Source organism: Petropleomorpha daqingensis (genome assembly GCF_013408985.1).
In the GTDB taxonomy this organism is placed as follows: Bacteria; Actinomycetota; Actinomycetes; order Mycobacteriales; family Geodermatophilaceae; genus Petropleomorpha; species Petropleomorpha daqingensis.
Genome location: NZ_JACBZT010000001.1, coordinates 1,396,068 through 1,421,187, shown reverse-complemented (window position 1 = coordinate 1,421,187; position 25,120 = coordinate 1,396,068). Strand labels below are relative to the sequence as shown.

21 protein-coding genes and 1 tRNA gene are annotated in these 25,120 nt (G+C 73.8%); 12 read left to right on the top strand and 10 right to left on the bottom strand.

The features are described from left to right. The first annotated feature begins 55 nt into the window (after positions 1–55). Positions 56–712 carry a response regulator gene (locus GGQ55_RS07050; RefSeq protein WP_179715745.1) on the top strand — a complete coding sequence of 219 codons (657 nt, stop codon included), beginning with the start codon at positions 56–58 and terminating at the stop codon, positions 710–712. A 9-nt stretch (positions 713–721) separates the two neighbouring features. On the opposite strand, the gene GGQ55_RS07045 is transcribed toward GGQ55_RS07050, so the two are convergent. Both GGQ55_RS07045 and GGQ55_RS07040 read right to left on the bottom strand, forming a co-directional pair. Further along, entirely contained in the window at positions 722–2,371 is a 1,650-nt protein-coding gene (locus tag GGQ55_RS07045; protein ID WP_366488901.1) for a GAF domain-containing protein, read from the bottom strand. 40 nt (positions 2,372–2,411) lie between these two features. Continuing rightward, entirely contained in the window at positions 2,412–2,927 is a 516-nt protein-coding gene (locus GGQ55_RS07040; protein ID WP_179715744.1) for a universal stress protein, read from the bottom strand. A gap of 212 nt (positions 2,928–3,139) precedes the next feature. Between GGQ55_RS07040 and GGQ55_RS07035 the strand changes: the two genes are divergently transcribed. The 5 genes from GGQ55_RS07035 to GGQ55_RS07015 all read left to right on the top strand — a co-directional run bounded on the left by GGQ55_RS07035 (position 3,140) and on the right by GGQ55_RS07015 (position 9,342). Then, entirely contained in the window at positions 3,140–5,188 is a 2,049-nt protein-coding gene (locus tag GGQ55_RS07035; RefSeq protein WP_179715743.1) for a putative bifunctional diguanylate cyclase/phosphodiesterase, read from the top strand. Positions 5,189–5,285: 97 nt separating this feature from the next. Beyond that, on the top strand, positions 5,286–5,537 hold the full coding sequence (locus GGQ55_RS07030) for an acyl carrier protein (RefSeq protein ID WP_179715742.1): 252 nt from the start codon (positions 5,286–5,288) through the stop codon (positions 5,535–5,537). Next, positions 5,534–7,366, top strand: a complete 1,833-nt coding sequence (locus GGQ55_RS07025) for a class I SAM-dependent methyltransferase (RefSeq protein ID WP_179715741.1) — start codon at positions 5,534–5,536, stop codon at positions 7,364–7,366. Before GGQ55_RS07030 ends, GGQ55_RS07025 begins: the two co-directional genes overlap by 4 nt. Before the next feature lie 47 nt (positions 7,367–7,413). Continuing rightward, the gene (locus tag GGQ55_RS07020; RefSeq protein ID WP_179715740.1) at positions 7,414–8,106 is read left to right on the top strand and encodes a hypothetical protein; all 693 of its coding nucleotides are present in this window, start codon (positions 7,414–7,416) and stop codon (positions 8,104–8,106) included. Positions 8,107–8,112: 6 nt separating this feature from the next. Continuing rightward, positions 8,113–9,342, top strand: coding sequence for a beta-ketoacyl-[acyl-carrier-protein] synthase family protein (locus GGQ55_RS07015; protein ID WP_179715739.1), 1,230 nt, complete (start codon positions 8,113–8,115; stop codon positions 9,340–9,342). On the opposite strand, the gene GGQ55_RS07010 is transcribed toward GGQ55_RS07015, so the two are convergent. From GGQ55_RS07010 to GGQ55_RS27610, 3 genes are all read right to left on the bottom strand, one after another. Next, positions 9,273–9,971: a hypothetical protein gene (locus GGQ55_RS07010; RefSeq protein WP_179715738.1), complete on the bottom strand. Its 699-nt coding sequence runs from the start codon at positions 9,969–9,971 to the stop codon at positions 9,273–9,275. The genes GGQ55_RS07015 and GGQ55_RS07010 overlap by 70 nt on opposite strands. 18 nt (positions 9,972–9,989) lie before the next feature. Continuing rightward, positions 9,990–10,063: transfer RNA gene (locus GGQ55_RS07005), tRNA-Gly, on the bottom strand. 59 nt (positions 10,064–10,122) lie between these two features. Further along, positions 10,123–12,864, bottom strand: coding sequence for a S8 family serine peptidase (locus GGQ55_RS27610; protein WP_179715737.1), 2,742 nt, complete (start codon positions 12,862–12,864; stop codon positions 10,123–10,125). Between the two features lie 150 nt (positions 12,865–13,014). Between GGQ55_RS27610 and dcd the strand changes: the two genes are divergently transcribed. Continuing rightward, entirely contained in the window at positions 13,015–13,605 is a 591-nt protein-coding gene (gene dcd, locus GGQ55_RS06995; RefSeq protein WP_179715736.1) for a dCTP deaminase, read from the top strand. Here dcd and GGQ55_RS06990 read toward each other — a convergent pair. The 5 genes from GGQ55_RS06990 to GGQ55_RS06970 all read right to left on the bottom strand — a co-directional run bounded on the left by GGQ55_RS06990 (position 13,571) and on the right by GGQ55_RS06970 (position 20,012). Then, a complete protein-coding gene (locus GGQ55_RS06990; RefSeq protein ID WP_179715735.1) occupies positions 13,571–14,890 on the bottom strand; it encodes a CynX/NimT family MFS transporter in 1,320 nt (439 codons plus the stop codon). The genes dcd and GGQ55_RS06990 overlap by 35 nt on opposite strands. A gap of 22 nt (positions 14,891–14,912) precedes the next feature. Continuing rightward, complete coding sequence (locus GGQ55_RS06985) at positions 14,913–15,878, bottom strand: DUF389 domain-containing protein (RefSeq protein WP_179715734.1); 966 nt, start codon at positions 15,876–15,878, stop codon at positions 14,913–14,915. A 9-nt stretch (positions 15,879–15,887) separates the two neighbouring features. Further along, positions 15,888–16,454, bottom strand: coding sequence for a hypothetical protein (locus tag GGQ55_RS06980; RefSeq protein ID WP_179715733.1), 567 nt, complete (start codon positions 16,452–16,454; stop codon positions 15,888–15,890). 46 nt (positions 16,455–16,500) lie between these two features. After that, entirely contained in the window at positions 16,501–18,804 is a 2,304-nt protein-coding gene (locus tag GGQ55_RS06975; RefSeq protein ID WP_179715732.1) for a (Fe-S)-binding protein, read from the bottom strand. A gap of 209 nt (positions 18,805–19,013) precedes the next feature. Continuing rightward, positions 19,014–20,012, bottom strand: coding sequence for a type IV toxin-antitoxin system AbiEi family antitoxin domain-containing protein (locus GGQ55_RS06970; RefSeq protein ID WP_179715731.1), 999 nt, complete (start codon positions 20,010–20,012; stop codon positions 19,014–19,016). Positions 20,013–20,323: 311 nt separating this feature from the next. Here GGQ55_RS06970 and dnaK point away from each other — a divergent pair, with 311 nt between their 5' ends. Genes dnaK through GGQ55_RS06945 form a run of 5 tightly spaced genes read left to right on the top strand, consistent with a single transcriptional unit; the run spans position 20,324 to position 25,015 of the window. Next, positions 20,324–22,195 carry a molecular chaperone DnaK gene (dnaK, locus tag GGQ55_RS06965; RefSeq protein ID WP_179715730.1) on the top strand — a complete coding sequence of 624 codons (1,872 nt, stop codon included), beginning with the start codon at positions 20,324–20,326 and terminating at the stop codon, positions 22,193–22,195. Continuing rightward, positions 22,192–22,842 carry a nucleotide exchange factor GrpE gene (grpE, locus tag GGQ55_RS06960; RefSeq protein ID WP_179715729.1) on the top strand — a complete coding sequence of 217 codons (651 nt, stop codon included), beginning with the start codon at positions 22,192–22,194 and terminating at the stop codon, positions 22,840–22,842. The genes dnaK and grpE overlap by 4 nt, the downstream gene beginning before the upstream one ends. Before the next feature lie 18 nt (positions 22,843–22,860). Continuing rightward, the gene (gene dnaJ / locus GGQ55_RS06955) at positions 22,861–24,081 is read left to right on the top strand and encodes a molecular chaperone DnaJ (protein ID WP_179715728.1); all 1,221 of its coding nucleotides are present in this window, start codon (positions 22,861–22,863) and stop codon (positions 24,079–24,081) included. Next, entirely contained in the window at positions 24,078–24,530 is a 453-nt protein-coding gene (locus GGQ55_RS06950) for a heat shock protein transcriptional repressor HspR (RefSeq protein ID WP_179715727.1), read from the top strand. The genes dnaJ and GGQ55_RS06950 overlap by 4 nt, the downstream gene beginning before the upstream one ends. Continuing rightward, positions 24,527–25,015 (top strand): MarR family winged helix-turn-helix transcriptional regulator, encoded by a 489-nt coding sequence (locus GGQ55_RS06945; RefSeq protein WP_179715726.1) that lies wholly within the window; start codon positions 24,527–24,529, stop codon positions 25,013–25,015. The genes GGQ55_RS06950 and GGQ55_RS06945 overlap by 4 nt, the downstream gene beginning before the upstream one ends. Positions 25,016–25,120 lie beyond the last annotated feature (105 nt).

Here is a 25,120-nt window from a genome sequence, read left to right as displayed (position 1 = left end):
TCGCCCTACGCTTCAACCCTGAAGTTCCCGTCTCGGCCGGAGGGGGGCGGGGCACGTGCAACGGAGCGCGACCCCGGTGCGGGTCTTCCTCGTCGACGATCACGAGATCGTCCGGCGCGGTGTGGCAGAGGTGCTCGAGGAGGACCCCGGGATCACCGTCGCCGGCGAGGCCGGCTCGGTGGCGGAGGCGATGGCCAGGGTGCCCGCCGTCCGCCCGGACGTCGTCGTCGTGGACATGCGGCTGCCCGACGGCAACGGCGCGGAGGTCTGCCGGCAGCTGCGCGCCCGGGTGCCGGGCGTGCGGACCCTGGTGCTGACCAGCTACGCCGATCCCGACGCCGTGGCCGCCGCGGTCCGGGCCGGAGCCTCCGGGTACGTGCTCAAGCAGGTCCGCGGTCCGGCGCTGGTCTCGGCCGTGCGCACCGTCGCGGCGGGCGGCACGCTCTTCGACCCCGAGGCCGGCCCGCGCCCCTCGGCCGGCCGCCGGCCGGTCAACGGGGACAACCGGCTGGCCCAGCTCACCGACCAGGAGCGCACCGTCCTGCGGCTCATCGGCGAGGGGCTGACCAACCGGCAGATCGGCGGGCGGATGGGCCTGGCCGAGAAGACGGTCAAGAACTACACCAGCCACCTGCTGGCCAAGCTGGGGCTGGAGCGGCGGACCCAGGCGGCGATCCTCGCCACGGAGCTCCGCGACCGGCCGCCGGGCTGACCCGTCGCGTCAGCGGCGCGGGCGGGGCACCGTCCAGCGCACCTCCGTGCCGTCCGGGCCCGAGGAGACCACCAGCCGGCCGCCGCGGCGCTCGGCCCGGTCGGCCAGGTTGGCCAGGCCGCTGCGGGCGTGCACCTCGGGCAGCCCGGTGCCGTCGTCGGTCACGGTCACCCGCACCTCGTCGTCCACGTCGACCGACACGGTCACCCGCTTCGCGGCCGCGTGCCGCACCACGTTGCTCACCAGCTCGCGCACCACGGCCACGAGATCGGGCACGATCTCGCGCGGCAGGTCGTCGAGCGCGCCGCGCAGCCGCAGGTCGCGGCGCAGCGGGGAGCCCTCGGTCACCATCCGGACGACGTCGGAGAGCCGGCCGCGCACCGAGGGGGCGGTGACGTCGTCCTCGTGCAGCTCGAAGATCGCCGACCGGATCTCGGCGATGGTCGCCTCGAGCTCGTCGATGGTGCGGCCGAGCCGGGAGGCGATGCTGGGCTGGCCGGCCTCGAGCGAGCGGCTGAGCCGGTCCAGCGAGAGCACGGTGGCGAAGATCCGCTGGACGACGTGGTCGTGCAGGTCGCGGGCGATGCGGTCGCGGTCGGCCTGCCGTTGCAGCCGCCGCTCCCGGGCCTGGCTGCGGGCGAGCTCCAGGGCCAGCGCCGTCCTGGTGACGAAGGCGACCAGCGGGTGGTGCGGGCCCACCTCGAACGGCTCCCGGCCGCGGCGGCGCATCGCCACGACCATGCCCTTCGTCGGGGGCTGCTCGAACGGGATCATCAGCCCGGGCCCGAGGTGGCGGGTGATCTCCACCGCCACCTCGGCGTGCCGGCCGAGCACCGGGTCGGCGCCGACGTCGTCGATCACCGTCGGGCGGCGCGAGCGGTGGACGTTGCCCACGTGCGTGGCCTCCAGCGGGATGCGGACGCCCTCGATGTCGGCCGCGTCCTCGCCCGCCGCGGCGGCGACGACCAGGACGCCGTCGTCGTCGGTCGGGCACAGCACCCCGGCGAGATCGGCCTCGGCGAGTTCGAGGACGCGGTCGGCCATGGCCCGCATCACGTCCTCCTCGCCGGCGCCCGAGAGCAGGCTGGTGACGATCTCGGTCCCGGCCTGGAACTGCCGGCGGCCCCGCTCCGCCTGCTCGGCCGCTCGCGCGTTGCCGATGGCGAGCCCGGCCACGCCGGCCAGCGCCTGGACCACCTCCACGTCGGCCGAGGTGAACGGCTGCGCGGCGTCCTTCTGGGTCAGGTACAGGTTGCCGAACAGCGCCCCGCCGACCCGGACGGGGACGGCGAGGAACGGCCCGCGTGCCGGGTGCCCCGGCGGGAAGCCGAACCGCTCGGGGTCGATGTCCATCTGGTCCCAGCGCAGCACGGCCGGCGCGGACACGAACTGGTGCACGGTCTGCCGGTCCGCCAGGGCCGAGATCCGTGCGGCCTCGGCCGCGTCGGCGCCGACGACGACCAGCCGGTCGAGCCGGCGGCCGCCGTCGCTGAGCACGCCGAGCGCGCCGAACACAGCGCCCACCTGGTCGACCGCGGCGCGCACGACCTCGTGCAGCGTCGTCTCGAGGTGCCCGGACGTCGCGGTGGTGACGACGGCGGCCGGCAGCACCGGGGCGTCCGACCCGGGGCGGGGTTCCGGGACGTCGGGCGGGGTCACGGCCCGACGGTAGGAGTCCCAGGCGGTATCGGGAAGCGGGTCAGGCGCCTCGGGCCAGGCGGCGACCGGGTGGACGGGGGACGGCGGGGCGCAGCAGCGTCTTGCCCTCGGGGCCGACGACGACGAGGTCGGCCCCGTGGGAGGCGGCCGACAGCGCCTCGAACACGGCGCGGTCGAGGACGCAGGTGCGGGTCCGGCCGTGCACGCCGGTCTCGGCGATGGCGCGCAGCACCTGGGCCTCCACCCGCTCGAGCAGGGCGTTGGCGTCGCGGAGGGTGGGTCGCGCACCGAGCGGGACGTCGTCCGGGTCGTCGAGGACGGCGATGGCGACCACGGTGCCCTCGCGGCGCGCGGCCTCGCGCAGCGCCCAGACCAGCGCGCCGGAACCGGCCGCCGAACCGTCGACCTCCACGAGCAGGTGGGGAGCGGGGCGGCGGGGGACGAGCGGGCGCAGCCGCAGCGGCTCGACGGCACCGCGGGGGGCCTGGGTCGGGGCGGCGTCGGATGCGGAGGGTGTCGGTGTGTGGTCGGCCGGGAGCGGACCGTCCTCGCTCATGCCCATGATCGTCGCGGCGCGAATGCGCAGGTGACAGGGACCAAGGGCCCAGCAGGGGCGGAGGTCCCTGTCACCGGAACGGATTGGACCCTTTCAGTGGCGCGTCCTCACCCTTCGTGACGGTCCCGGCCCCGCCGCCGCCATCTCCCCCGAAGGGGGCATCGGCCCCGGTCGCGCTTCAGAAAGAGCGTGCACCACCCGATCGACCCGGCATGGAGAGGATCCGCCGTATCCGCGGCAGCGGGCTGCTCGCCCGCTTCGCGGTGATCAGCGCCGTGCTGACGGTCGCGGTGGGTCTCGTCGTGTCCCAGGTGCTCAGCCACGCGATCGCGCAGCGCGCCCGTGAGCAGGCCGAGTGGACGGCCACGGTGACGCTGCGCCTGGGCGTGCAGTCCCAGCTCTCCCGCGCCGACCTGGCCAACGGCTTCGACCCGACCCGGCTGGCGACCGTCGAGGCGGCCGTGCGGTCCGCGCAGAGCGAGCTGCAGCACCGCTCCTCCGCGGTCAGCGACCTCGACCCGGTGCGGCTGAACATCATGAACCTGGCCGGCACGATCGTGTACTCCGACGACCACGACCTGATCGGCACGCACTCGAGCTCCGACGAGCTCCCGGAGGCGCTGCGCGGCCACGTCGTCTCGGGCTTCGCGTCCTCGGCCGACGACTCGGGCCGGGACGACGGCCGGCGGCGGCTGCTCGAGGTCTACGTGCCGATGCAGTTCTCCGACGCCGATGCGCCCGAGGGCGTCATGGAGCTCTACCTGCCCTACGCGCCGGTGGCCGCGGAGATCGCCGACGGCGTCCGGACGCTGGTCATCACGCTGGCGATCAGCCTCGCGGTCTTCTGGGCGGTGATGTTCCGCTTCATGGCCGGCGTGGCCCGACGGATGCGCCGGCAGAACGAGGACCTGCGGTCCTCGGTCGAGAGCAACCGGCACCAGGCGACCCACGACTCGCTCACCGGGCTGGCCAACCGCGTGCAGCTGCGCGACCGGATGGAGCACGCGCTCGCGACGTCGGCCACCACCGGCGACCTGGTCGCGGTGCTGCTCATCGACCTGGACCGGTTCAAGGAGATCAACGACAGCCTCGGCCACAGCTACGGCGACGCGCTGCTGCGCCAGGTCGGCCCCCGGCTGCGCTCGATCCTGCGGGAGCAGGACGTCGTCGCCCGGCTCGGCGGCGACGAGTTCGCCGTCCTGCTGCCGGCCGTCGACGGCGTCGCCGAGGCGCGGATCGTGGCCGAGCGGCTGCGGGAGGCGCTGCACCACCGCTTCGACGTCGACGGGGTCGCGCTGGACGTCGAGGTCAGCGTCGGCATCGCGGTCTCGCCGATGCACGGGGCGGACGCCGAGGAGCTGCTGCGCAACGCCGACATCGCCATGTACGTGGCGAAGGAGGTCAAGGCCGGCGCCGTCGTCTTCGAGCCCACGGAGCACGTGACCGCGCCGTCCCGGCTCAACGTGCTCGGTGACCTGCGCCGTGCGCTGGACACCGACGGCGAGCTGCTCCTGCACTACCAGCCGAAGTTCACCCTCGACGGCCGGCACATCGAGGGGCTGGAGGCGCTGCTGCGCTGGCGGCACCCCGAGCGCGGCATGGTCCCGCCGGCCGAGTTCATCCCGGTCGCCGAGGGCACCGGCATCATCCTGCGGCTGACCGAGCGCGTGCTCGGCCTGGCGCTGACCCAGATGCGCCGCTGGCTGGACACGGGCCACCCCGTGCCCGTGGCGGTCAACCTCTCCACGCGCTGCCTCATGGACGACGACCTCCCCGAGCTGGTCGCCACCCTGCTGGCCCAGCACGGCGTGCCGGCCCGCCTGCTGCGCCTGGAGGTCACCGAGAGCGCCGTCATGGGCGACGCCGCACGCTGCCTGGACGTGCTCCAGCGGCTGCACGACCTGGGCGTGCACCTGTCGATCGACGACTTCGGCACCGGCTACAGCTCGATGGCCTACCTGCGGCAGCTGCCGGTCGACGAGCTGAAGATCGACCGCTCGTTCGTCATGGGCATGACCGACACCCAGCAGGACGCCGTCCTGGTGCGCACCGCGATCGACCTGGGCCACAACCTGGGCCTGACCGTGGTGGCGGAGGGCGTCGAGGGTGCCGAGCACGTGGCCGCGCTGCAGGACCTCGGCTGCGACATCGCGCAGGGCTTCCACTTCGCCCGGCCGATGCCGAGCGACGAGATCGGCCCGCTGCTGGACCGCGTGGCGATCCTGCCCGTGCCCGCCGCCGGGATGCCGACCGCGCGCTGAGCCACCCGAGGCGCGGTCGGTTCCATTGACCGGGCTCCCGGCGAGGCTGGAAGATCCCGCCGATCTCTTCCCCCGGGTGCGTCGGCGGTGAGGCGAGATGGACGTGGCGGCGGAGCTGCGGACTTCGATCAGCCGGATCTGCGACGTGCCCGCGGAGTCCATCACGGACGAGGCGACCCTCGACTCGCTCGGCTTCGACTCCCTCGCCGCGGCGGAGGTGCTCACCGACCTCGAGATCCGCCTGGGCAGGGAGCTGCCCGTCGACGGCCTGCGGCGGCTGACCGTCTCCCGCACCGTGGGCGACGTCGTGGCGCTGCTGCAGGACGAGCTGGCCCGGTCCCCCGGATGACGACCACGGCGGACGTCCGGCGGGCGGGCACGTCCGCCGCGGCGATCGCGCATCACTACGACCTCTCGGACGACTTCTTCCGGTGCTGGCTCGGGGAGGAGCTGGTCTACTCCTGCGCGCTGTGGCTGCCGGACGGGCAGCACGACAGCCTGGCCTCCGCCCAGCACCGCAAGATCGACTGGTTCGCCGAGTGGTTGCAGGTGGACGGGGCGGACGTCCTCGACGTGGGATGCGGCTGGGGAGCCCTGCTGGACCGGATGCGCTCCCGGCACGGCACCCGGTCGGGGGTGGGCCTGACGCTGAGCGCGAACCAGGTCCGGTCCGCAGCCGCGCGGGACGTGCCCGGGACCTCCTACCTGCTGCAGAGCTGGGCGGACCACCGTCCGGCCCGTCCGTACGACGTCCTCACGGCGATCGAGTCGACCGAGCACTTCGCCTCGGACACCTGCGACTCCGACACGAAGGTCGACGTCTACCGCGAGTTCTTCGCGGCTGCCGCCTCCTGGCTGCGCCCGGGCGGCCGCGTGGGGCTGCAGCTGATCTGCCTGGACGGCGTCGGCGAGCAGACGAGCCGGCTGGGCCGGACCGCGGTCGGCGATCTGATCGGTCGCGAGGTCTTCCCGGAGTCGATGCCCGCGTCGCTCGCGGAGATGGTGCTGGGCTGGGAGACCGACTTCCGGCTGACCCGGTTCTGCGACGCCACCGCCGACTACGTGCGCACCTTCCGCGCCTGGGCGCTGGCCTACCGCCGTCGCCGGGACGAGGCCGAGCGGCTGGTGGGCCCGGAGGTGGCCCGGCGGTTCGACCGGTACCTGGCGGCGGGGGAGGTCTGCTTCCGGCTGCGCGAGCACGCGCTGTACCGGGTGGTCCTCACCAAGCGGCCGGAGCCGAAGAGGTGGGCGGTGCGGGTGCGGCCGAGCGACCTCGCGACCGCTGGTCGGCCGTCCGCGACGGGACCCGGCGCCTCGGCGGCCGCGGTCCGGGCCCACTACGACCTCTCCGACGACTTCTACGCCACGTGGCTCGGTCCCACGATGATGTACACCTCGGGCCTGTGGAAGGCGGGGGACCCGCCGGACCTGGAGGCGGCCCTCGACCGCAAGAACGACTTCTTCGCCGAGCGCATCCGCGCCGGCCCGGGCAGCCGCGTGCTGGACGTCGGCTGCGGCTGGGGCGGCACGCTGTCCCGACTCCTGCAGCACCACGGTGCCGGGACGGCGGTGGGGCTCACGGTCAGCGAGGCCCAGCACCGCTGGGCGCGCGCCCGGCCGCTGCCGGGACGCGACGTCCGGCTGGAGAGCTGGGCCGAGCACGCGCCGGACCGGCCGTACGACGCGATCACCTCCTTCGGTGCCTTCGAGCACTTCGCCCGCGACGGGACGACGGGGCCGGAGCGGATCGCCACCTACCGGTCCTTCTTCGCGCGCTGCTTCGACTGGACGGCCGACGGGGCGCGCCTCGGCCTCGAGACCATCGCGCACGACGACGCCCCGGACACCGCCGCGGCGAAGGGCCGGGGCCCGCTCGGCGACTGCGTCCTCGAGCTCTTCCCCGAATCGATCTGCCCGCACCTGAGCGAGCTCGTGCTCGGCTTCGAGCCGTGGTTCGAGGTCGAGCTGCTGCGGTCGGACGCCGGGGACTTCGCCAGGACGTTCCGGCACTGGCAGCTGCGGCTCCGGGCCGCGGACGAGGCAGCCGCGCGGGCGACCGATCCCGCGACGGTCCGGCGGTTCCGCCGCTACCTCGCCGCCTCGGAGTGGCAGTTCCGCGACGGCACCCTGACCAACTACCGGCTCGTGCTCCGTCGCCGAGCACGCGTCAAGCGCTGACCTCCCGCACCCGTCCACCGCTCGACACTCGTCAGAGGGGTACCGAGATGACAGGCTCCGAGCCCTACCGCCCCACCCGCCGCGGCGTGCTCACCGGCGCGGGACTGGCCATCGCCGGAGGAGTCGCCGCGACCGTCGCGGGCGCACCAGGGGTTGCCGAGGCGACCGGGTCGGGGGTCGCCCGCGCCCCGCAGGGGGCGACGGCGGTGGAGTTCCGCGGCCGCATCACGCAATCGGGCTCGACGGGGCAGGACTTCGCGGCCCTCGGGATCCTGACCGCCCTGGCCGGCGCGCAGCTCTCCGACCTGTTCGAAGGACCGGGCACCACGATCGGGAACGCGCTGTTCACGGTGACGGCCGACGGCTCGCTGGTGCGGCGCGTCCTCGACCAGTCCGTGCACGCGCTGGACATCGGCGGCGAGCTGTCGGTGTACCAGCGGCCGCACGGTGGCGCGCGATTCGACCGTCCCGCGTCCTTCTCCCAGGGCACGCGCGTCGCCCGGTTCGACCTGGCCCTCCAGGACGTGCTGACCGTCTTCGCGGCCGCGCAGGGACTGCCGACGCTCACCGGCGACATGACGCAGACCCAGGCCGGCGTGCTGCACGGGGGCCTGGCGGGTCAGCGCTTCGGCATCGGGGGGCAGCGGCTGCGCATGCTGGCCACGGGCATCGGTCAGCTGGTCGACCCGGTGACGCTCAACGCCCAGCTGGAGGTCGCCGGCAACTGGTCGGTCGAGTAGCCGCCGATGACCTCCCCCGACCCCGTGGTCGTCGTCGGCGCCGGGGTCAAGGCGCCGGGCGGGCTGACCGCCGACGAGCTCTGGGCCTCGCTGTGCGACGCGCGGTCGTTCGCCGAGCCGTACGACGATCCCCGCCTGCCGCCGGAGGTCCGGGTCGTGGTCGCGCGCGTGACCGGCCTGGACCCCGGCGGCTACCTCCCGCCCGTGCAGGTCCGACGGTTCGACCGCTGCCACCATCTCGCCGTCGCGGCCGCCCACGACGCGCTCAGCGGGCTGGCCGGCCCGCTGCCTCCCCCGGAACGCTGCGCCGTCGTCTGCGGCGTCGGGCTCGGTGCCAACGGGTACCACGAGCAGCAGCACGAGGAGCTGCTGGCGAACGGCCTGCGCCGGCTGAACCCGCTGACCATCCCCGTCGTCATGCCCAGCAGCCCGGCCGCGCTCCTCTCCCTGCAGTTCGGATTCCGCGGGCCGGTGCTGACCCTGTCCACGGCGTGCGCCTCCGGGGCCGACGCCATCGGCGAAGGCGCCGCGCTGCTCCGCCGCGGGGCCGCGGACCTGGTGCTGGCCGGCGGGGTCGATGCACTGCTGACCTACAGCGTCGTCTGCTCGTTCCTGCGGCTCGACGCGATGACCCGCACGGTCACCGACCCGGAGCTCGCCTCGCGGCCCTTCGACGCGGACCGGGACGGCTTCCTGCTCGCCGAGGGAGCCGGCTTCGTCGTCCTCCGGCGGCTGTCCGACGCCCCGGACGCCGGGGAGGTGCTCGGCACGGTCGCCGGCTACGGCTCCTGCGCGGACGCGCACCACCTCGTCGCACCGGATCCGGAGGGCGCCGGCGCGCTGCGCTGCATGCGGCTGGCGCTCGCCGACGCCGGACTGGGCCCCGCGGACGTGCAGCACGTGAACGCGCACGGCACGAGCACGCCGGCGGGGGACCGGGCCGAGGCGATCGCGCTCTCGGCCCTGTTCCCGGGAGGTTCGCCGCCCGTGACGGCGGTGAAGGGGACGACGGGGCACATGATCGGCGGTTCAGGCGCCGTCGAGGCGATCATGACGCTGCGCGCGGTGCGCTCGCGGATCGTCCCGCCGGTGGCCGGCACCCGGCGGGTCGACCCCGAGCTCGACCTGGACGTCGTCCTCGGCCGCCCCCGCCCGGTCGACGCCGGCTACGGGCTGTCGAACTCCTTCGGGTTCGGCGGCGTCAACGCCTGCCTGGTGCTGGGGCCGCCGCCCTGATCCCGGCCGCCGTGATCCGCGCCGCCCCACCGGTCCACGAGCGGCGCGACGTTCGACGCGAGGACGAAGCGCACCGGCGCCCGGAGCTGGCCGTGGTGCACCCGCTCGGGCCCCAGCTGCTCCAGCCGCAGGCCGAGCCGGTCGACCAGCGAGCGGGCAGGGGGCGCCATCATGCCGCAGGCGAACTCGAAGCCGGCCGCCCGCGCCTCGCGGTAGAGCCGGCACAGCAGGACGAGGAAGACCCCGTGGCCGAACGTCTGGTGGGAGCGCAGCACCGCCATCCGGCCCACGTCGACGACCCGCCCCTGCGGCTCCACGACCAGCCCGGTCGCCACCTCGGTCGGCAGCGGACCGGGCGGCAGGACCAGGCGCCCGGTGCAGACCGGGTCGGCGCCGTCCCAGCCCAGGACGTGGACGGCGGCGGCGTCGAACCCGTCGCGTTCCATCCCGTCCGGGAACGCGTCCGGTGCCGCCCAGCCGGCCTCGATGCTCGCGGTCGCACGGATCCGGTACGCCGTCGAGCGGTCGTCCGGGCCGTCCGCGACGGTGAACCGGTAGGGCGAGGCGGCCAGCAACCGTGCGGCCAGACCGTCGAGGAGACCGGCGCCGGGGTCCGCTGGTGAGGGCATGGCCACGAGCGTGGCGTGTGGAGCGGGTGAGGGGAATCGAACCCCCACTGTCAGCTTGGGAAGCTGATGTTCTGCCATTGAACTACACCCGCGGGTGCCGCTGAGACTACCTGGTGGTGGCCGGGCGACGGCAGCCGCCCGGCCACCGTGCCTAGATCGCGACGCCGGCGCAGGCGGCCGAGCAGTCCAGCGACCAGATGGACGACAGCCCCGCGAAGTGGGCCGACTGCACCAGGCGCTCGCCGTGCGGGCCGCGCCGGACCACCGGATCGGTCGTGCCGCCCGAGCCGCCCGACCCGCCGGAACCGGCCGAGCCGCTGCCGCCGGACCCACCGGCGCCGCCGGCGTCGGATCCACCGGTGCCCGATCCGCCGGGCGCCGTGCCGTCGGAGCCGCCGGCGCCGCCGGACCCACCGGACCCGGCCGAACCGCTGCCGCCCGATCCCGCGCCGCCGGAGGCGGTGGCGTCGACGTACTCGAGCGCGCTGTCGAGCGCGGTGCTGCGGCCGTCCGGCGCGAAGACCGTCACCGTGTAGGTCCCGGCGACGCGGGCCGGTGCCCGGAACACCACCTCGGTGGCGCTGGACCGGGTCACCGTCGCGGACGCCGACGTGCCCACCAGGACCCTGGCGCCGCTGGGCAGCGCCTCACCGACGATGATCACCAGCGTGCCGCCGTCGGTGCTGACCCGCGCGGGGCTCAGCGAGGTGATCCGGAAGCTGCCGACGGCGGGGAACTCGACCGTGCCGCCCTCCTCGGGCACCGGCCCGGCGCCCGGAGCCGCCGAACCGCCGTCGCCGGATCCGGCCGACCCCGGGCCGGAGCCGGAGCTGCCGGACCCCGAGCTGCCCGTGCCCGAGCCGATGGGGGACCCGCCGCCGGCCGGAGGCGTCGAGCCGCCGGTGGCATCCGGGGCGGAACCGGTCGGCTCCTCGGGCACCGACCCGCTGCCGGACGGGCTGTCCCCGGGCGTGCTGCCGCCGGAGCTGCCGGGCGCCGGACCCGCGCCCGGGTCACCCGTGGAGCCGCCGGAGCCGCCGGACCCGGCCGGGCCAGAGCCTGAGCCCGAGCCCGCCGAGCCCGGATCCGCGCCACCCGTGGTCGAGTCGCCGGTCGGGGAGCCGCCGGAGGCGGAGTCACCGGAGGAACCGGTCGAGTCGCCCGTCGAGCCGCCCGGCGCAGAGCCGCCCGAGCCCGAGCCGCCCGTCGTCCCGCCCGGGGTGACGACCGACGAGCCGACCAGCAGCGGGGCGGCGTGCGCCCGGCCCAGCGGTGAGCCGTCGCGGTAGACCTGCGCGGTCAGCACGTACCGGCCGTCCTCCAGGTCGACCGAGGGCGCGATGTCGACGCCGTCCAGACCGGACAGCGAGCCGAGGTCGAAGTGGACCAGGCCGTCGTCGTCCGTGGTGGCGGACGTGCCGCCGAGGGTGACGACGGCGCCGGAGAGCGCCATGACCTCGCGGCCGTACTCCATGCCGATGCCGAGCTCGACTGAGTAGGCGCCGACCCCGGCGTCCGGGTCGGTGGCGGCCACGTGCGGCGACACCGTGCCGGCGGGCGACGTCATGGACGTGAAGGCGTACCTCACGGCGTCGTTGCTGTCGCCGAGGTGGGTCAGGGACAGGCGCCCGCCGGTCACCGACTTGCCGACGAACGCCGGCACCGGGTCGACGTCGGCCAGCAGCCGGTCGCGCAGCTGCGCGGTGGTCGCCGAGGGGTCGACCGCGCGGTAGAGCGCCAGCGCCGCGGCGACCTGCGGCGCGGCGATCGAGGTGCCCGAGACCAGGCGGTAGCCGCCGTCGTTCCAGGTGGTGAAGACCAGCGTGCCCGGCGCGAACAGGTCGACCGAGGACGCGCCGTAGGCGCTGAAGTCGCTCACCGTGTCGCCGGCGGTGGCGGCGCCCACGGTGATCAGGTTCGGGTCGGTCAGGCTCGCCGGGTAGACGATCGAGGTGTCGCGGTTGGCCGAGTCGTTGCCGGCGGCCGCGACGACCAGCACGCCCTTGGCGGCCGCGTAGGCGACCGCCGACTTCAGCGTGTCGAGCGCCGGGCCGCTGAACGCGCCGCCCCACGAGGCGTTGATCACCGACGCGCCGTGGTCGGCGGCGTAGCGGATCGCCTCGGCGCCCAGGTAGACGTCGACGCTCTCCCCGCTGCCGACGACCAGCGGCATGATCTGCACGCCCGGCGCGACGCCGGCCGAGCCCTCACCGTTGCCCGCCCGCGCGGCGATCACGCCCGCGACGCTGGTCCCGTGGGTGCCGTAGCTGCCGTTGTCGACGTCGGGGGAGTCGGTGGTGAAGTTCCAGCCGTGGCAGTCGCCGACCCGCCCGCCGCCGTCGGCGTCGGTGGCGCAGTCGGGGTTGGTCCACAGCGCGCCCTGCAGGTCGGGGTGGGCGGTGTAGTAGCCGGTGTCGACGACGGCGACGACCACGGGGGAGCCGGTGCTGGTCGGCCACGCGTCGGGCGCGTCGGTGTCGGCGTCGGCGACGGCGGTCTGCGAGTAGGCGTTCGTGCCGGTGTTGTCGAGGTTCCAGCCGTAGTTCGGCCAGTACGGGTCCGTCACGGAGGCCATGACCGGCACGGACGGCGACACCTCGACGGCCGAGACGCCGGGGACGCGCTGCAGCTCCGCGGGGGTGAGCCCGTCGGTGGCGACCAGCGTGCGGCCGTCGGAGAGCCGCTGGGAGTTGACGACGCCGGGCAGCCCATCGAGGCCGGTCACCGCGTCGGCGGAGGCCGTGACGACGTAGCGGGTCAGGCCGTCGCCCGGGCCGTAGTCCGAGGCGATCTCGACCGACGGCAGCGCCAGGGCCGAGAACGCCGCGGCTCCGGCGTACCCCGCCACCGCCGCCGCCACGAGGACGACGGCCTTGCCGCGCGTGCCGAACATCGAGCTCCCTCCCGGACGCGCGCCGTCCGCACGTCAACGAGGTCGCAACGGCAGCCGCAAGCCCCTGGTTGAGGACCTGACGTGCCGATTCGCCCCTTCAGGTGAGACGGCCGGGAAGGGCTCCGGTGGGCTCGTGACAGACTCCGCGCCATGCTGCTGTCCGACCGCGACATCACCGCCGCGATCGCCGAGGGCCGGCTCGGCATCGATCCCTACGACGAGGCGATGGTGCAGCCGTCGAGCATCGACGTCCGGCTGGACCGCTTCTTCCGGGTGTTCAACAACGCCCGCTACACCCACATCGACCCGGCGCTGCAGCAGGACGACCTGACCACGCCGGTCGAGCCGGAGGGCGACGAGCCGTTCGTGCTGCACCCGGGCGAGTTCGTGCTGGGGTCCACGCTCGAGGTCGTGAGCATCCCCGACGACCTCGCAGCGAGGCTGGAGGGCAAGAGCTCGCTGGGCCGGCTCGGGCTGCTCACCCATTCGACGGCGGGCTTCGTCGACCCCGGGTTCTCCGGGCACATCACGCTCGAGCTGTCGAACGTGGCGAACCTGCCGATCACGCTCTGGCCGGGCATGAAGATCGGCCAGCTGTGCCTGTTCCGGCTCACCACGCCGGCCACGCACCCCTACGGGTCGCCGATCTACGGCTCCCGCTACCAGGACCAGCGCGGGCCCACGCCGTCCCGGTCGTTCCGCAACTTCACCCGCGCGGAGACACGTCGTCCGACTCCTTGAGGTGCACCGCGACCGGGGCGTCGGCGCCGGCCACCTCGATGAGGTCCTCCGCGTCCCGGTGGGCGGGCGCGGTGAGGTGCAGCTCGTCGTCCACGAACCGGTCGCGGGTGATCAGCCAGCCGCTGACCGCGAGGCCGGCCACGCCGGCCAGCACGAGGACGAACATCGCGTCGTAGCCGCCGGTCGCCCCGTGCAGGACGCCGACCAGCAGCGGCCCGGCCGCCGCGAGCAGGTAGCCCCAGCCCTGGGCCACGGTGGACAGCCCCGCCGTCGTCTCGGGCGTGCGGGCCCGCATGCCGATCAGGGCCAGCACCATCGGGAAGCTGCCCATCCCCACGGCCAGGAGCACCATCCACAGCCACGGCACGGTGGTCGGCGCGAACCACAGGCCCAGCCAGCCGGCGACGTAGCAGACGACGAACGCGACCAGCAGCGGGCGCTGTGCGCGCGGCCGCACGGTCAGCGGCGCGATGACGGCGTTGAGCGGGATGACGCCGAACGAGTTGATCGCCAGCAGCAGGCCGGCGGTGGCCGCCGACAGGCCGGAGTCGCGCAGGTACTGCGCCGACCAGCCGATGACGACGTACGCCTCGAGCGACTGCAGGCCGAAGAACACCGCCAGCGCGATCGCGAGCGAGCTGCGGGCGTAGGTGCGCAGCCTCACGCCGGGCCGGGTGCCGGGCTGCGCGGTCGAGAACGCCGGGACGCCGAGCCAGGGCAGCGCCGAGACCAGGGCGAGGACCGCCCACACGCCGAGCGCCCACCGCCAGCCGTCGTCCCCGCCCACTGCGGCCTCGATGGGTGCCGCCGACGCGGCCGCGACCGCGCCGCCCAGGCTCAGCGCGGCGCTGTAGGCGCCGACCAGCAGGCCGGTGCGCCGCGGGAACCACTTCTTGACCAGCGACGGCAGCATCACGTTGCCCAGCGCGCCGCCCACCATCGCCACCGCGGTGCCGACCAGGAACAGCCAGAAGGAGCCGGCCAGCGCCCGTCCGACGAGCCCGACGGCCATCGCCAGCAGCGCGCCGGCCAGGACGTGCCCGTCGCGGAACCGGGCCGTCAGCGGCGTGGCGGCGAAGCCGATCAGCGCGAAGCAGATGACCGGCATGGTGGTGACCAGGCCCGCCTGGCCGCTCGAGAGCCCGAGCCCGGCCTGCAGCTCCTCCAGCACCGGCCCGACGCTGGTCACCGCCGTCCGCAGGTTGAGCGCGGTGAGGACGATGGCGACCCCGACCAGCAGCAGCTTGCGGGGCTGGTCGGCGGGGGACGGTGCTTGAGCGCTCACTGAACCGATTGTCCTCCGGGGATCAGCCCTGCCCGCGGACCACCCGTGCGAGATTCGGCACGGAGCGCGGCACCTGCCGCCACAGCGTCTTCTGCACGAGCAGCGTGGCGAGCGCGGCGACGAGGATGCCGGCCAGGTTGATGCCCAGCTGCGTCGCGGCCTCGCCGATCTCGGAGGGCTCCCCGAGGGCCAGGCCCAGCGAGATCGCGCCGGCGGCCGGCACCGTCGTCACCGAGATGAAGACGCCGACCAGCGCGCCGCTCTTGGCGCTGGTCAGGGAGAGGACGCCGGCGATCCCGGCCAGCACCGCCACCACCAGCGACCAGCGGTCCGGCGCGGTGATGAAGCCGGTCTGCGGCCGGTCGCCGGTCAGCGCCTCGGGCCCGAACCAGTCGAGCGCCCGGCCCACCAGCGCGGCCAGGGCGGTGAGCGCGATCGCGACGACGAAGCCGACCACGAGCGTGATCGCCGCCGCCCGCCCGACGGCGCGCCGGCCGTGCACGATCGCGACGGCCAGGGCCGCGAGCGGGCCGAACTCGGGGCCGAGCACCATCGCGCCGACCGTGAGGATCGCCGAGTCGTTGATGATCGCGATGGCGGCCAGCATCGTGGCGATGGTCAGGAAGGCCAGGAACGAGATCGAGAGGGTCGAGTCCGCGGCGGTCGTGCGGACCACCTGCTCCCAGACCACGGCGTCCGAGCCGTCGCCGGGTGCGGCCGCCTCGGCCTCCTCCGCGGCACGGGAGACCGCCGCGTCGACGGACTCCATGCTGATGCCGCCGTCCCGGTCGACCTCCAGCTCGCGCAGCGCGGCGACGATCGCGTCGGCGGACTCGCGGGCGACGTCGGCGAGGACCAGGTCACCGATCGGGTGCTGGCACGCCCCGGGGAGGACGGCGACGTGCGCCGTCCCGGGGGATCGCGCGAAGACCTCGCGGACGGCGTCGGTGCGGTCCGGCGGAACGGTGACGCGCAGATGCAGGAGCACCCAGGCTTTCTACCGGGTGCCGCTCACCGTCAGCGTGACGGCGGCGACCTGCCGCGCGGTGCCGTCGTCGGCGAGCTGCAGGAGCGCGAGCTCGTGCTGCCCGTCGCCGGCAGGCGCCGCGACCACCAGGGTCGGCGAGACGCACTGCTGCAGCTCGAGCGCCGGTCCCGCGGGCGTCTGGGTGTAGCTCACCGTGCCGCCGGCGTCGCCCTGGACCGGGTCGCCGTCCACGGTGACGACGTAGCGGACGTCGTCCGGGCCGGTGAGCTTGTACTGCAGGGGCTGGCCTGCCTCGACCTGGCTGGAGGCCACCGCGATGTCCGGCGTCGCGCAGCTGGCGGTGATCGGCACGTCCTCCCCGCGGCCGCCCACGAAGGCGAGCACGCCGAGCACCGCCGCGACGATCGCGAGCAGCAGCCAGTGCCGGCCGCGCTTGCGGCGGGGGACGCCGGCGTCGGGGTCGTTGAGCGTCCGGACGTCGTTGATGTCCCGGGCCATCCGGAGGCGGTGACGGCGGTTGGCCGCCTCCAGTTCCGGGTCCGTCCGGCCACGGACGCCGCCGAAGATGAAGCTCATCGCGCGGCGGCGTCCGGGCGGGTCATGCGCTCATTGTGCCCGCGGCTCAGGCCTGCGGGCCGCCGTGCGCCGTCCCGGCCGACTGCGTGCCGGCGACGTCGTCGGCCGCGTCGCCCGGCTCGGCGCCCTCCTCGGTGCCCGGCGCGCCGACCTTCGCCATCGAGCGCAGCAGGATCTGGCTGACGTCGAGCACCTCGACGTGCTCGCCGGCCTCGCCGTCCTGCTTCTTGGTGTTCAGCGCGTCGGACAGCATCGTGATGCAGAACGGGCAGGCGGTGGAGATGACGTCGGGATCCAGCGCGAGCGCCTCCTCGGTGCGCTCGGCGTTGATCCGCTTGCCGATCTTCTCCTCCATCCACATGCGCGCCCCGCCGGCGCCGCAGCAGAAGCCGCGGTCCTTGCAGCGGTGCATCTCCTGGGTGGACAGGCCCTCCACGGCGCCGAGGATCTCCCGCGGCGGCGTGTAGACCTTGTTGTGCCGGCCGAGGAAGCACGGGTCGTGGTAGGTGACCTTGCGGTCGACCGGCGTGACCGGCACGAGCCGGCCCTCCTCCACCAGCTGGTTGAGCAGCTGCGTGTGGTGCACGACCTCGTACTCGCCGCCGACCTGCGGGTACTCGCGGCCCAGCGCGTTGAAGCAGTGCGGGCAGGTCGTGACGATCTTGCGCATGCCCGGGACGCGGCCCTCGAAGACGCCGTTGAGGGTCTCGACGTTCTCCTGGGCGAGCATCTGGAAGACGAACTCGTTGCCCATGCGGCGGGCCGGGTCACCCGAGCAGGTCTCGCCGTCACCGAGGACGGCGAACTCCACGCCGGCGATGTGCAGCAGCTCGGCGACCGCCTTCGTCGTCCGCTTGGCGCGGTCGTCGATCGCACCGGCGCACCCGACCCAGAACAGGTACTCGATGTCGTAGTCCAGCGGGCCGTCGGCGACGGTGACCTCGAAGTCGAGCTCCTTCATCCAGTCGTTGCGGACGCTGGCCTGCACGCCCCACGGGTTGCCGCGGTTCTCGAGGTTGCGCAGCATCACGCCGGCCTCGGACGGGAAGCTGGACTCGATGAGCACCTGGTAGCGGCGCATGTCGTCGATGTGGTCGATGTGCTCGATGTCGACCGGGCACTGCTCGACGCAGGCGCCGCAGTTGGTGCAGCTCCACAGGACGTCGGGGTCGATGACCCCGCCCTCCTCGAAGGTGCCGACCAGCGGGCGGTGGAACTGGGCGTCGTTGGTGCCGGGGATCCGGGCGTAGCCGGAGGTCCAGACCTGCTCGTCGCTGGGCTCGAGGACCGAGTACTCGGAGAAGTCGGGGGCGTCGTCGGACGCCTTCTTCACGCCGGTCAGGTACGGGGCCTTCGCGTAGAGGTGATCGCGGAGGTCCATGATCACCATCTTCGGGCTGAGCGGCTTGCCCGTGTTCCAGGCCGGGCACTGGCTCTGGCACCGCCCGCACTCGGTGCAGGTGGTGAAGTCGAGCATCCCCTTCCAGGTGAAGTCCTCGATCTTGCCGCGGCCGAAGACGTCGTCCTCGCCGGGATCCTCGAAGTCGATCGGCTCGCCGTTGCTCATCATCGGCTGCAGCGGGCCCAGCGCCGGGGCGTCGTTGCGCGGGTCGCGCTTGAAGTAGATGTTGAAGAACGCGCTGAACCGGTGCCAGGCGACGCCCATGTTGAGGATCCGGGCGATGACCACGAGCCAGATCAGCGAGACGACCACCTTGACGAAGGCGATGACGCTGACCAGGTCGGGGTTGCTCGGGAAGAGGTGGGACAGCCCGCTGGAGATCGGGTGGTACCAGGCCGGGTTCTCGTCCAGCCCGCTGGCGATCGCCGCGGCCCGGATGCTCAGGATGCAGATGCCGATGATGAGGACGACGGCCTCGACGAAGTAGCCGCGGCCCTCGTTGGAGCCGGCGAAGCGGCTGCTGCGCCCGCCCCGGCGGTCCTTCTGGCGGCGGTAGATCAGGTAGAGGATGCCGACCACGGTCAGCGCGCCGATGAGGTCGACGAACCAGTTCCACAGGAAGAAGTTGCCGAGGATCGGCAGCTCGTAGCCGGGGTTCCAGATCTCGCCGAACGCCTGGACCAGCGTGAGGAACAGGCCGTAGAAGCCGACGAAGACGAACCAGTGCGCGACGCCGATCGTCGACCACTTGAGCATCCGCGTGTGGCCGAGGCTCTCGATGAGCATGGCCTTGATCCGCTCGGCGAACGGGCCCCTGCGCGAGCCGTCCGGCTGGCCGGTCCGGATGATCCTGATCATCGCCCGCACGGCGCGCGTGGCGAGCACGACCGCCACGATCAGGAAGACGACGCTGATCGTCCCGAGGACGACCTGCAGCGGGCCGGTCATGGTTCTCCCTACTCCCCCGCGAATGCGGGGCGGACTCCCCTGTCCGCCCCCAGCCGCACGATAGCTGGCCGCCGGTGACGCTACTCGCCGGTAACTTGGCGGGCCTCCCGAGCACGCTCTCGCCGCCGTCGGCGGGTCGCCCTCGCGGCGTCGTCGTGACCCTCGCGCTGTGCCGCGAGGGTCACGACCACAGCCTGAGGCCGACGCGCTCAGGCCGCTCGCTGGACGCCGCGCAGGCGAGGAACGGCGCGGAACAGGCGCTGCGTCGGCCCCGGTTCCGCGAGCAGTCGGCGCAGCCGCTCCTCGATCACCGGCCAACGGCGGAGATCGGCATCGACCACCCGCAGGAAGCGGATGCCGAGTGCCCGCATCTCGTCCTCGCGCAGCTTCTCGTCCCAGAGCACCCGTTCCGGGGTGCGTCCGCGCCAGGGCGCCGTGTACTTCACCTGCCCGTCGAACTCGACCGCGACCGCCGCCTCGTCGAACCAGGCATCGACGACGCCGAGCATGCCGGCGCCGGCGTGGATCTCGACCTGCAGTGCCGGGACGTCGAAGCCGGAGCCGGCGATGCGCAGTCGGCCGCGGGTCTCCAGCGGGGACTCGGCCCGGCCGTCGGCGAGCTGGGCTGCGCGCGCCGCCCGGCGCGCGCCGGGCCATCCGGTGGCCGCGCTCGCGGCGGAGCGCAGCTCCCTGGACGTGGTCCGCTCGGCGAGCAGTGCGGCGTCCATCGCGATCACGGCGTCGTCGAGCGGCCACTCCCTGGCGCAGTCGGTCAACGTCCGGGCGGCCGACGTGATCGGGACGGGGCCCGATCGGCAGCGCTCGTCCGGCCCGAGCGGCGCCGGGACGACGACGAAACCGTTCCCCTTGCGCCACTGCCCCGCGTCCGTCAGCCGGACCACGCGCGGGGCGTCGCGGTGAACGGGGAGGCCCCACAGCCGGGCAGCCGAGGTGTGGCTGACGACGGCGGACGGCCGACGAAGTGCCAGGAGTGCCGCCATGCAGTCGAGGCGGTGCCGCTGAGCCGGGGTGGCCGACGCCGTCGTCAGGTCGTCGGCCGTCACGTAGATGCCGCGGCGCAGCCGCACCCATCGGCCGGACGAGAGGAGGTGGCGGATCTCAGGATGCCCGTAGCCGGCGCGCTGGGCGTCCACCGCGGAGAAGGCGCCCAATTGCCGATCGGCCAGTGCTCGCAACGAGGGGTGCATCCGGTCAGGCTGCGGGCCGACCGCGGCACGAGAGCCGGTCTCCGGTCATCTGTGGACTCGCGGGGCGGGTGTGGACGGGCAGCGACCCTCGTCCCGTCGTCGCCGCCCTCGCGCCGTACCGCGCGGGTGGCGACGACACCGCGAGGGTGACGGAGACCCCTCGGAGAAATTCATGGCGGGGTGGGGAACACGGGGCGCGGGGGTGCCGTTAGGCTGGGCAGGAAAGTTGAGCGGACCCGACGCAAGATCGCGGACGCCGGCTACCGGACCTGCACAGCACCACCCCGTACACGGAAAGTGAGGCCAGCTCCATGGCTCGAGCGGTCGGTATCGACCTCGGCACCACCAACTCCGTCGTCACCGTCCTCGAAGGCGGAGAGCCGACGGTCATCGCGAACTCCGAGGGATCGCGCACCACTCCCTCGGTCGTGGCCTTCGCCAAGAACGGCGAGGTCCTCGTCGGCCAGTCGGCCAAGAACCAGGCGGTCACCAACGTCGACCGCACCATCCGCAGCGTCAAGCGGCACATGGGCACCGACTGGAAGACCCCCGAGATCGACGGCAAGCGGTACACCCCGCAGGAGATCTCCGCCCGCATCCTGCAGAAGCTGAAGCGGGACGCCGAGACCTACCTGGGCGAGACCGTCACCGACGCCGTCATCACCGTCCCCGCCTACTTCGAGGACGCCCAGCGCCAGGCCACCAAGGAGGCCGGTGAGATCGCGGGCCTCAACGTCCTGCGCATCGTCAACGAGCCCACCGCGGCCGCGCTGGCCTACGGCCTGGACAAGGGCGAGACCGAGCAGACGATCCTCGTCTTCGACCTCGGCGGCGGCACCTTCGACGTCTCCCTGCTGGAGATCGGCGAGGGCGTCATCGAGGTCAAGGCCACCGCCGGTGACAACCACCTCGGTGGCGACGACTGGGACGAGCGGATCGTCACCCACCTGGTGAAGACGTTCAACGCCGCCAACGGCATTGACCTGTCCAAGGACAAGCTGGCCATGCAGCGCCTGCGCGAGTCCGCGGAGAAGGCCAAGATCGAGCTGTCCGGCGCGCAGTCGACCAACGTCAACCTGCCCTACATCACCGCCGGCGCCGAGGGTCCGCTGCACCTCGACGTGACCATCACGCGCGCCGAGTTCCAGCGGCTGACCCAGGACCTGCTCGAGCGCACCCGTGCGCCGTTCAACCAGGTCATCCGCGACGCCGGCATCTCCGTCGGCCAGATCGACCACGTCGTCCTCGTGGGCGGCTCGACCCGCATGCCCGCCGTCACCGACCTGGTGCGCGAGCTGACCGGGGGCAAGGAGCCCAACAAGGGCGTCAACCCCGACGAGGTCGTCGCCGTCGGCGCCGCGCTGCAGGCCGGCGTCCTCAAGGGCGAGGTCAAGGACGTCCTGCTGCTCGACGTCACCCCGCTGTCCCTCGGCATCGAGACCAAGGGCGGGATCATGACCAAGCTCATCGAGCGCAACACCACGATCCCGACCAAGCGGTCGGAGATCTTCACGACGGCCGACGACAACCAGCCGTCCGTGCAGATCCAGGTGTTCCAGGGCGAGCGCGAGATGGCGGCCTACAACAAGAAGCTCGGCATGTTCGAGCTGACCGGTCTGCCGCCGGCGCCGCGCGGCGTCCCGCAGATCGAGGTCGCCTTCGACATCGACGCCAACGGCATCGTGCACGTCACCGCCAAGGACCTCGGGACGGGCAAGGAGCAGTCGATGACCATCACCGGCGGCTCGGCCCTGCCCAAGGACGACATCGAGCGGATGATGAAGGACGCCGAGGCCCACGCCGAGGAGGACCGCAAGCGGCGCGAGGAGGCGGAGACCCGCAACCTGGCCGAGTCGCTGCAGTACCAGACCGAGAAGTTCCTCGCGGAGAACGGCGAGAAGATCCCCGCCGACAAGAAGGAGGAGCTCGGCGAGGCGCTGACCGAGCTGCGCTCGGCCCTCGGTGGCTCGGACATCGACGCCATCAAGGCCGCGCAGGAGAAGGTCGCGCGGGTCTCGCAGGAGGTCGGCGGGGCGCTCTACGCCCAGCAGGCCGAGGCGAGCGCCCCGGGTCCCGACGCGGGAACCCCCGGTGCCGACAGCACGTCGGGTACCACGACGAGCAGTGACGACGACGTCGTCGACGCCGAGATCGTGGACGACGAGGACACCGATCGCCGATGACCGGACCGCAGGGAGGCGAAGAGCCCCGCGTCGTCATCCGTGACAAGCGGCGCATCGACCCGACCAGCGGCGAGGTGCGGGCGCCGGCCGGCGAGCAGCCGGCCGGCGCCCCGCCGGGCGAACGAGGGGAGCAGATGACCGAGCAGCAGACCACCCAGGCCCCCACGGGGACCGGCGACGGCGACCTCGCCAGGCAGCTGGCCGAGCGCACCGAGGACCTCCAGCGGGTCAGCGCGGAGTACGCCAACTACCGGCGCCGCGTCGACCGCGACCGGTCGCTGGTGGCCGACCAGGCAGCCGAGCGCTTCGCCGCCCAGCTGTTCCCGATCGTCGACGACATCGAGCGGGCCCGCGACCACGGCGACCTGACCGGCGCGTTCAAGGTCGTCGCCGACCGCGTGCTCGGCCTGCTGGAGGGCCTCGGCGCGGCGGCGTTCGGCACGAACGGCGACCCGTTCGACCCGTCGCTGCACGAGGCCGTCATGCACGACACCTCGCCCGAGGTCGACTACCCGATGGTGACCACCGTGCTGCGCCAGGGCTACCGGCGCGGCGACCGCGTCCTGCGGACGGCGATGGTCGCCGTGACCGACCCTGCAGGACCAGCCGCGCCGACCGGCGAGGCGGACGCTCCTGCATCCGAGTAACCAGAGAGGGGGCGTCCGATGAGCACCCGGGACTTCATCGAGAAGGACTACTACGCCGAGCTGGGCGTCCCGAAGGACGCCGACGCCGCGGCGATCAAGAAGGCTTACCGCAAGCTCGCCCGCGACCTGCACCCGGACAAGAACCCGAACAACGCCGAGGCCGAGGAGCGCTTCAAGGAGGTCTCCGAGGCCTACGACGTGCTCTCCGACGAGAAGCGCCGGTCGGAGTACGACGAGGCGCGCCGGCTCTTCGGGGCCGGCGGCCGGACCGGGGGTTTCCCCGGCGGCTTCGGCGGCGGGGGCGGGTTCCCCGGCGGAGGTGGCACCAGCACCTTCGACCTGGGCGACCTGCTCGGCCAGACCGGCGCGGGTGGCGGGCGGGCCGGCGGCCTCGGCGACCTGTTCGGCGGGCTGTTCGGCGGCGGCGGTGGGGGAGCGGGCAGCGCCCGCGCCCGCAGCCAGGCGGCGTCCGGTCCCGCCCGGGGGCAGGACGTCGAGACCGAGGCGACGCTCTCCTTCGAGGAGGCCGTCCTCGGGGTGACCGTGCCGCTGCGCATGCAGAGCCCGGGCGCCTGCCCGACCTGCTCGGGCACCGGCGCCAGGCCCGGCACGTCCGCGCACACCTGCCCGGTGTGCCAGGGCGCCGGGGTGACCAGCCGCAGCCAGGGCGCGTTCGCGTTCTCCGAGCCGTGCCGCAACTGCCGCGGCACCGGCCAGGTGATCGACGACCCGTGCCCCACCTGCGCCGGCAGCGGGATCACCAACCAGACGCGCACCATCACCGTCCGGATCCCGGCCGGGGTCAAGGACGGCCAGCGCATCCGGCTGGCCGGCAAGGGCGCACCGGGTCGCCGCGGCGGCCCGGCGGGCGACCTGTTCGTCGTCGTCCACGTGACCGACCACCAGCTGTTCGGGCGCAAGGGCAACGACCTGACCCTGACCGTGCCGGTCAGCTTCCCCGAGGCGGCGCTGGGCACCACGCTCACCGTGCCGACCCTCGACGGCAGCGTCTCGCTCAAGGTGCCGGCCGGCACCACGAGCGGCCGGACGCTGCGGGTCCGCGGCCGCGGCGTTCCCTCGAAGGGGCGTCATGGTGACCTCCTGGTCACCGTCGAGGTGGCAGTTCCGGCCACACTGACCTCGGCACAGCGCACCGCGCTCGAGTCGCTGGCCGCCGAACTCGACGAGGACCCGCGACCGCAGATCACCGCCGCGGTCAAGAACGGAGGTGCCCGGTGAGCTCCCCGTCCGAGGTGCCCGACGCCACCCGAGCGGTGGCCGACGACGCCCCCGTCTTCGTGATCTCGGTGGCCGCCGAGCTCGCGGGGATGCACGCGCAGACGCTGCGCCAGTACGACCGGCTCGGCCTGGTCCGCCCCGGGCGCACGCCCGGCGGCGGCCGCCGGTACAGCCCGCGGGACGTCGCCCTGCTCCGCGAGGTGCAGCGGCTCTCGCAGGAGGACGGCGTCAACCTCGCCGGGATCAAGCGGATCATCGACCTCGAGTCGCGGGTGGAGGCGCTGCAGGCCCGCGTGCACGAACTGCTCGAGGACCTCGAGATCGCCGAGCAGCGCCGGATGGCGGCCGAGTCCGCCCTCGCGGCCGGCTACGGCTACGGCGGCGACCTCGTCCCGCTGCGGCCGTCGACGTCGGCGCTCGTGGTCTGGCGTCCGAGGAGTGAGCGGTGAGCACCGAGTCGCACGAGGCCTACGTCCGGCTGGAACGAGAGATCGGGCTGCTGCTGCGCCGCTCCCGCGCGATCCAGACCCGGCTGGCCGGTGAGCTGCACCCCGAGCTGGACGGCGCCTCCTACGGGCTGCTCGCGCTGCTCCAGGACGCCGGTCCTCTGCGGGCCAGTGACCTCGTCGGCCGGCTGGGGCTGGACAAGAGCACGGTGAGCCGGCAGGTCGCCAGCCTCGCCGCGCTGGGTCTCATCGATCGCGCAGCCGACCCCGAGGACGGTCGCGCGCAGGTGCTGACGCCGTCCGCCGAGGGCGCCGCCCGGCTGGCCCGCATCCGCGAGGCCCGCCGCGCCCGCTGGGAGGAGGACCTCTCCGACTGGCCGGCCAGCGACGTCGCGACGCTGGGCGAACTGCTCGGCCGGCTCAACCGGCTCGGCGAGGCCCGCGAGGCGCAACGACAGACACAAGGGCAGGTACAGCCCCAACCCTGACCGGAGGCACACCACCCCGACGCCCGGACCGCACCCGCGGTCCGGGCGTCGTCGTCTGCGGCGTCACATCTGTGGGGGAACACACCGGGCCGAGATCTGGTTGCT

Coding starts and splice junctions, on each gene's coding strand:
- GGQ55_RS27610 (WP_179715737.1), bottom strand. CDS start 12,864: ATGTTCGGCACGCGCGGCAAGGCCGTCGTCCTCGTGGCGGCGGCGGTG.
- GGQ55_RS06980 (WP_179715733.1), bottom strand. CDS start 16,454: ATGAGCTTCATCTTCGGCGGCGTCCGTGGCCGGACGGACCCGGAACTG.
- dnaK (WP_179715730.1), top strand. CDS start 20,324: ATGGCTCGAGCGGTCGGTATCGACCTCGGCACCACCAACTCCGTCGTC.
- GGQ55_RS07030 (WP_179715742.1), top strand. CDS start 5,286: ATGGACGTGGCGGCGGAGCTGCGGACTTCGATCAGCCGGATCTGCGAC.
- GGQ55_RS06975 (WP_179715732.1), bottom strand. CDS start 18,804: ATGACCGGCCCGCTGCAGGTCGTCCTCGGGACGATCAGCGTCGTCTTC.
- GGQ55_RS06970 (WP_179715731.1), bottom strand. CDS start 20,012: ATGCACCCCTCGTTGCGAGCACTGGCCGATCGGCAATTGGGCGCCTTC.
- GGQ55_RS07040 (WP_179715744.1), bottom strand. CDS start 2,927: ATGAGCGAGGACGGTCCGCTCCCGGCCGACCACACACCGACACCCTCC.
- GGQ55_RS07010 (WP_179715738.1), bottom strand. CDS start 9,971: ATGCCCTCACCAGCGGACCCCGGCGCCGGTCTCCTCGACGGTCTGGCC.
- dcd (WP_179715736.1), top strand. CDS start 13,015: ATGCTGCTGTCCGACCGCGACATCACCGCCGCGATCGCCGAGGGCCGG.
- GGQ55_RS07015 (WP_179715739.1), top strand. CDS start 8,113: ATGACCTCCCCCGACCCCGTGGTCGTCGTCGGCGCCGGGGTCAAGGCG.
- dnaJ (WP_179715728.1), top strand. CDS start 22,861: ATGAGCACCCGGGACTTCATCGAGAAGGACTACTACGCCGAGCTGGGC.
- GGQ55_RS07025 (WP_179715741.1), top strand. CDS start 5,534: ATGACGACCACGGCGGACGTCCGGCGGGCGGGCACGTCCGCCGCGGCG.
- GGQ55_RS07020 (WP_179715740.1), top strand. CDS start 7,414: ATGACAGGCTCCGAGCCCTACCGCCCCACCCGCCGCGGCGTGCTCACC.
- grpE (WP_179715729.1), top strand. CDS start 22,192: ATGACCGGACCGCAGGGAGGCGAAGAGCCCCGCGTCGTCATCCGTGAC.
- GGQ55_RS07035 (WP_179715743.1), top strand. CDS start 3,140: ATGGAGAGGATCCGCCGTATCCGCGGCAGCGGGCTGCTCGCCCGCTTC.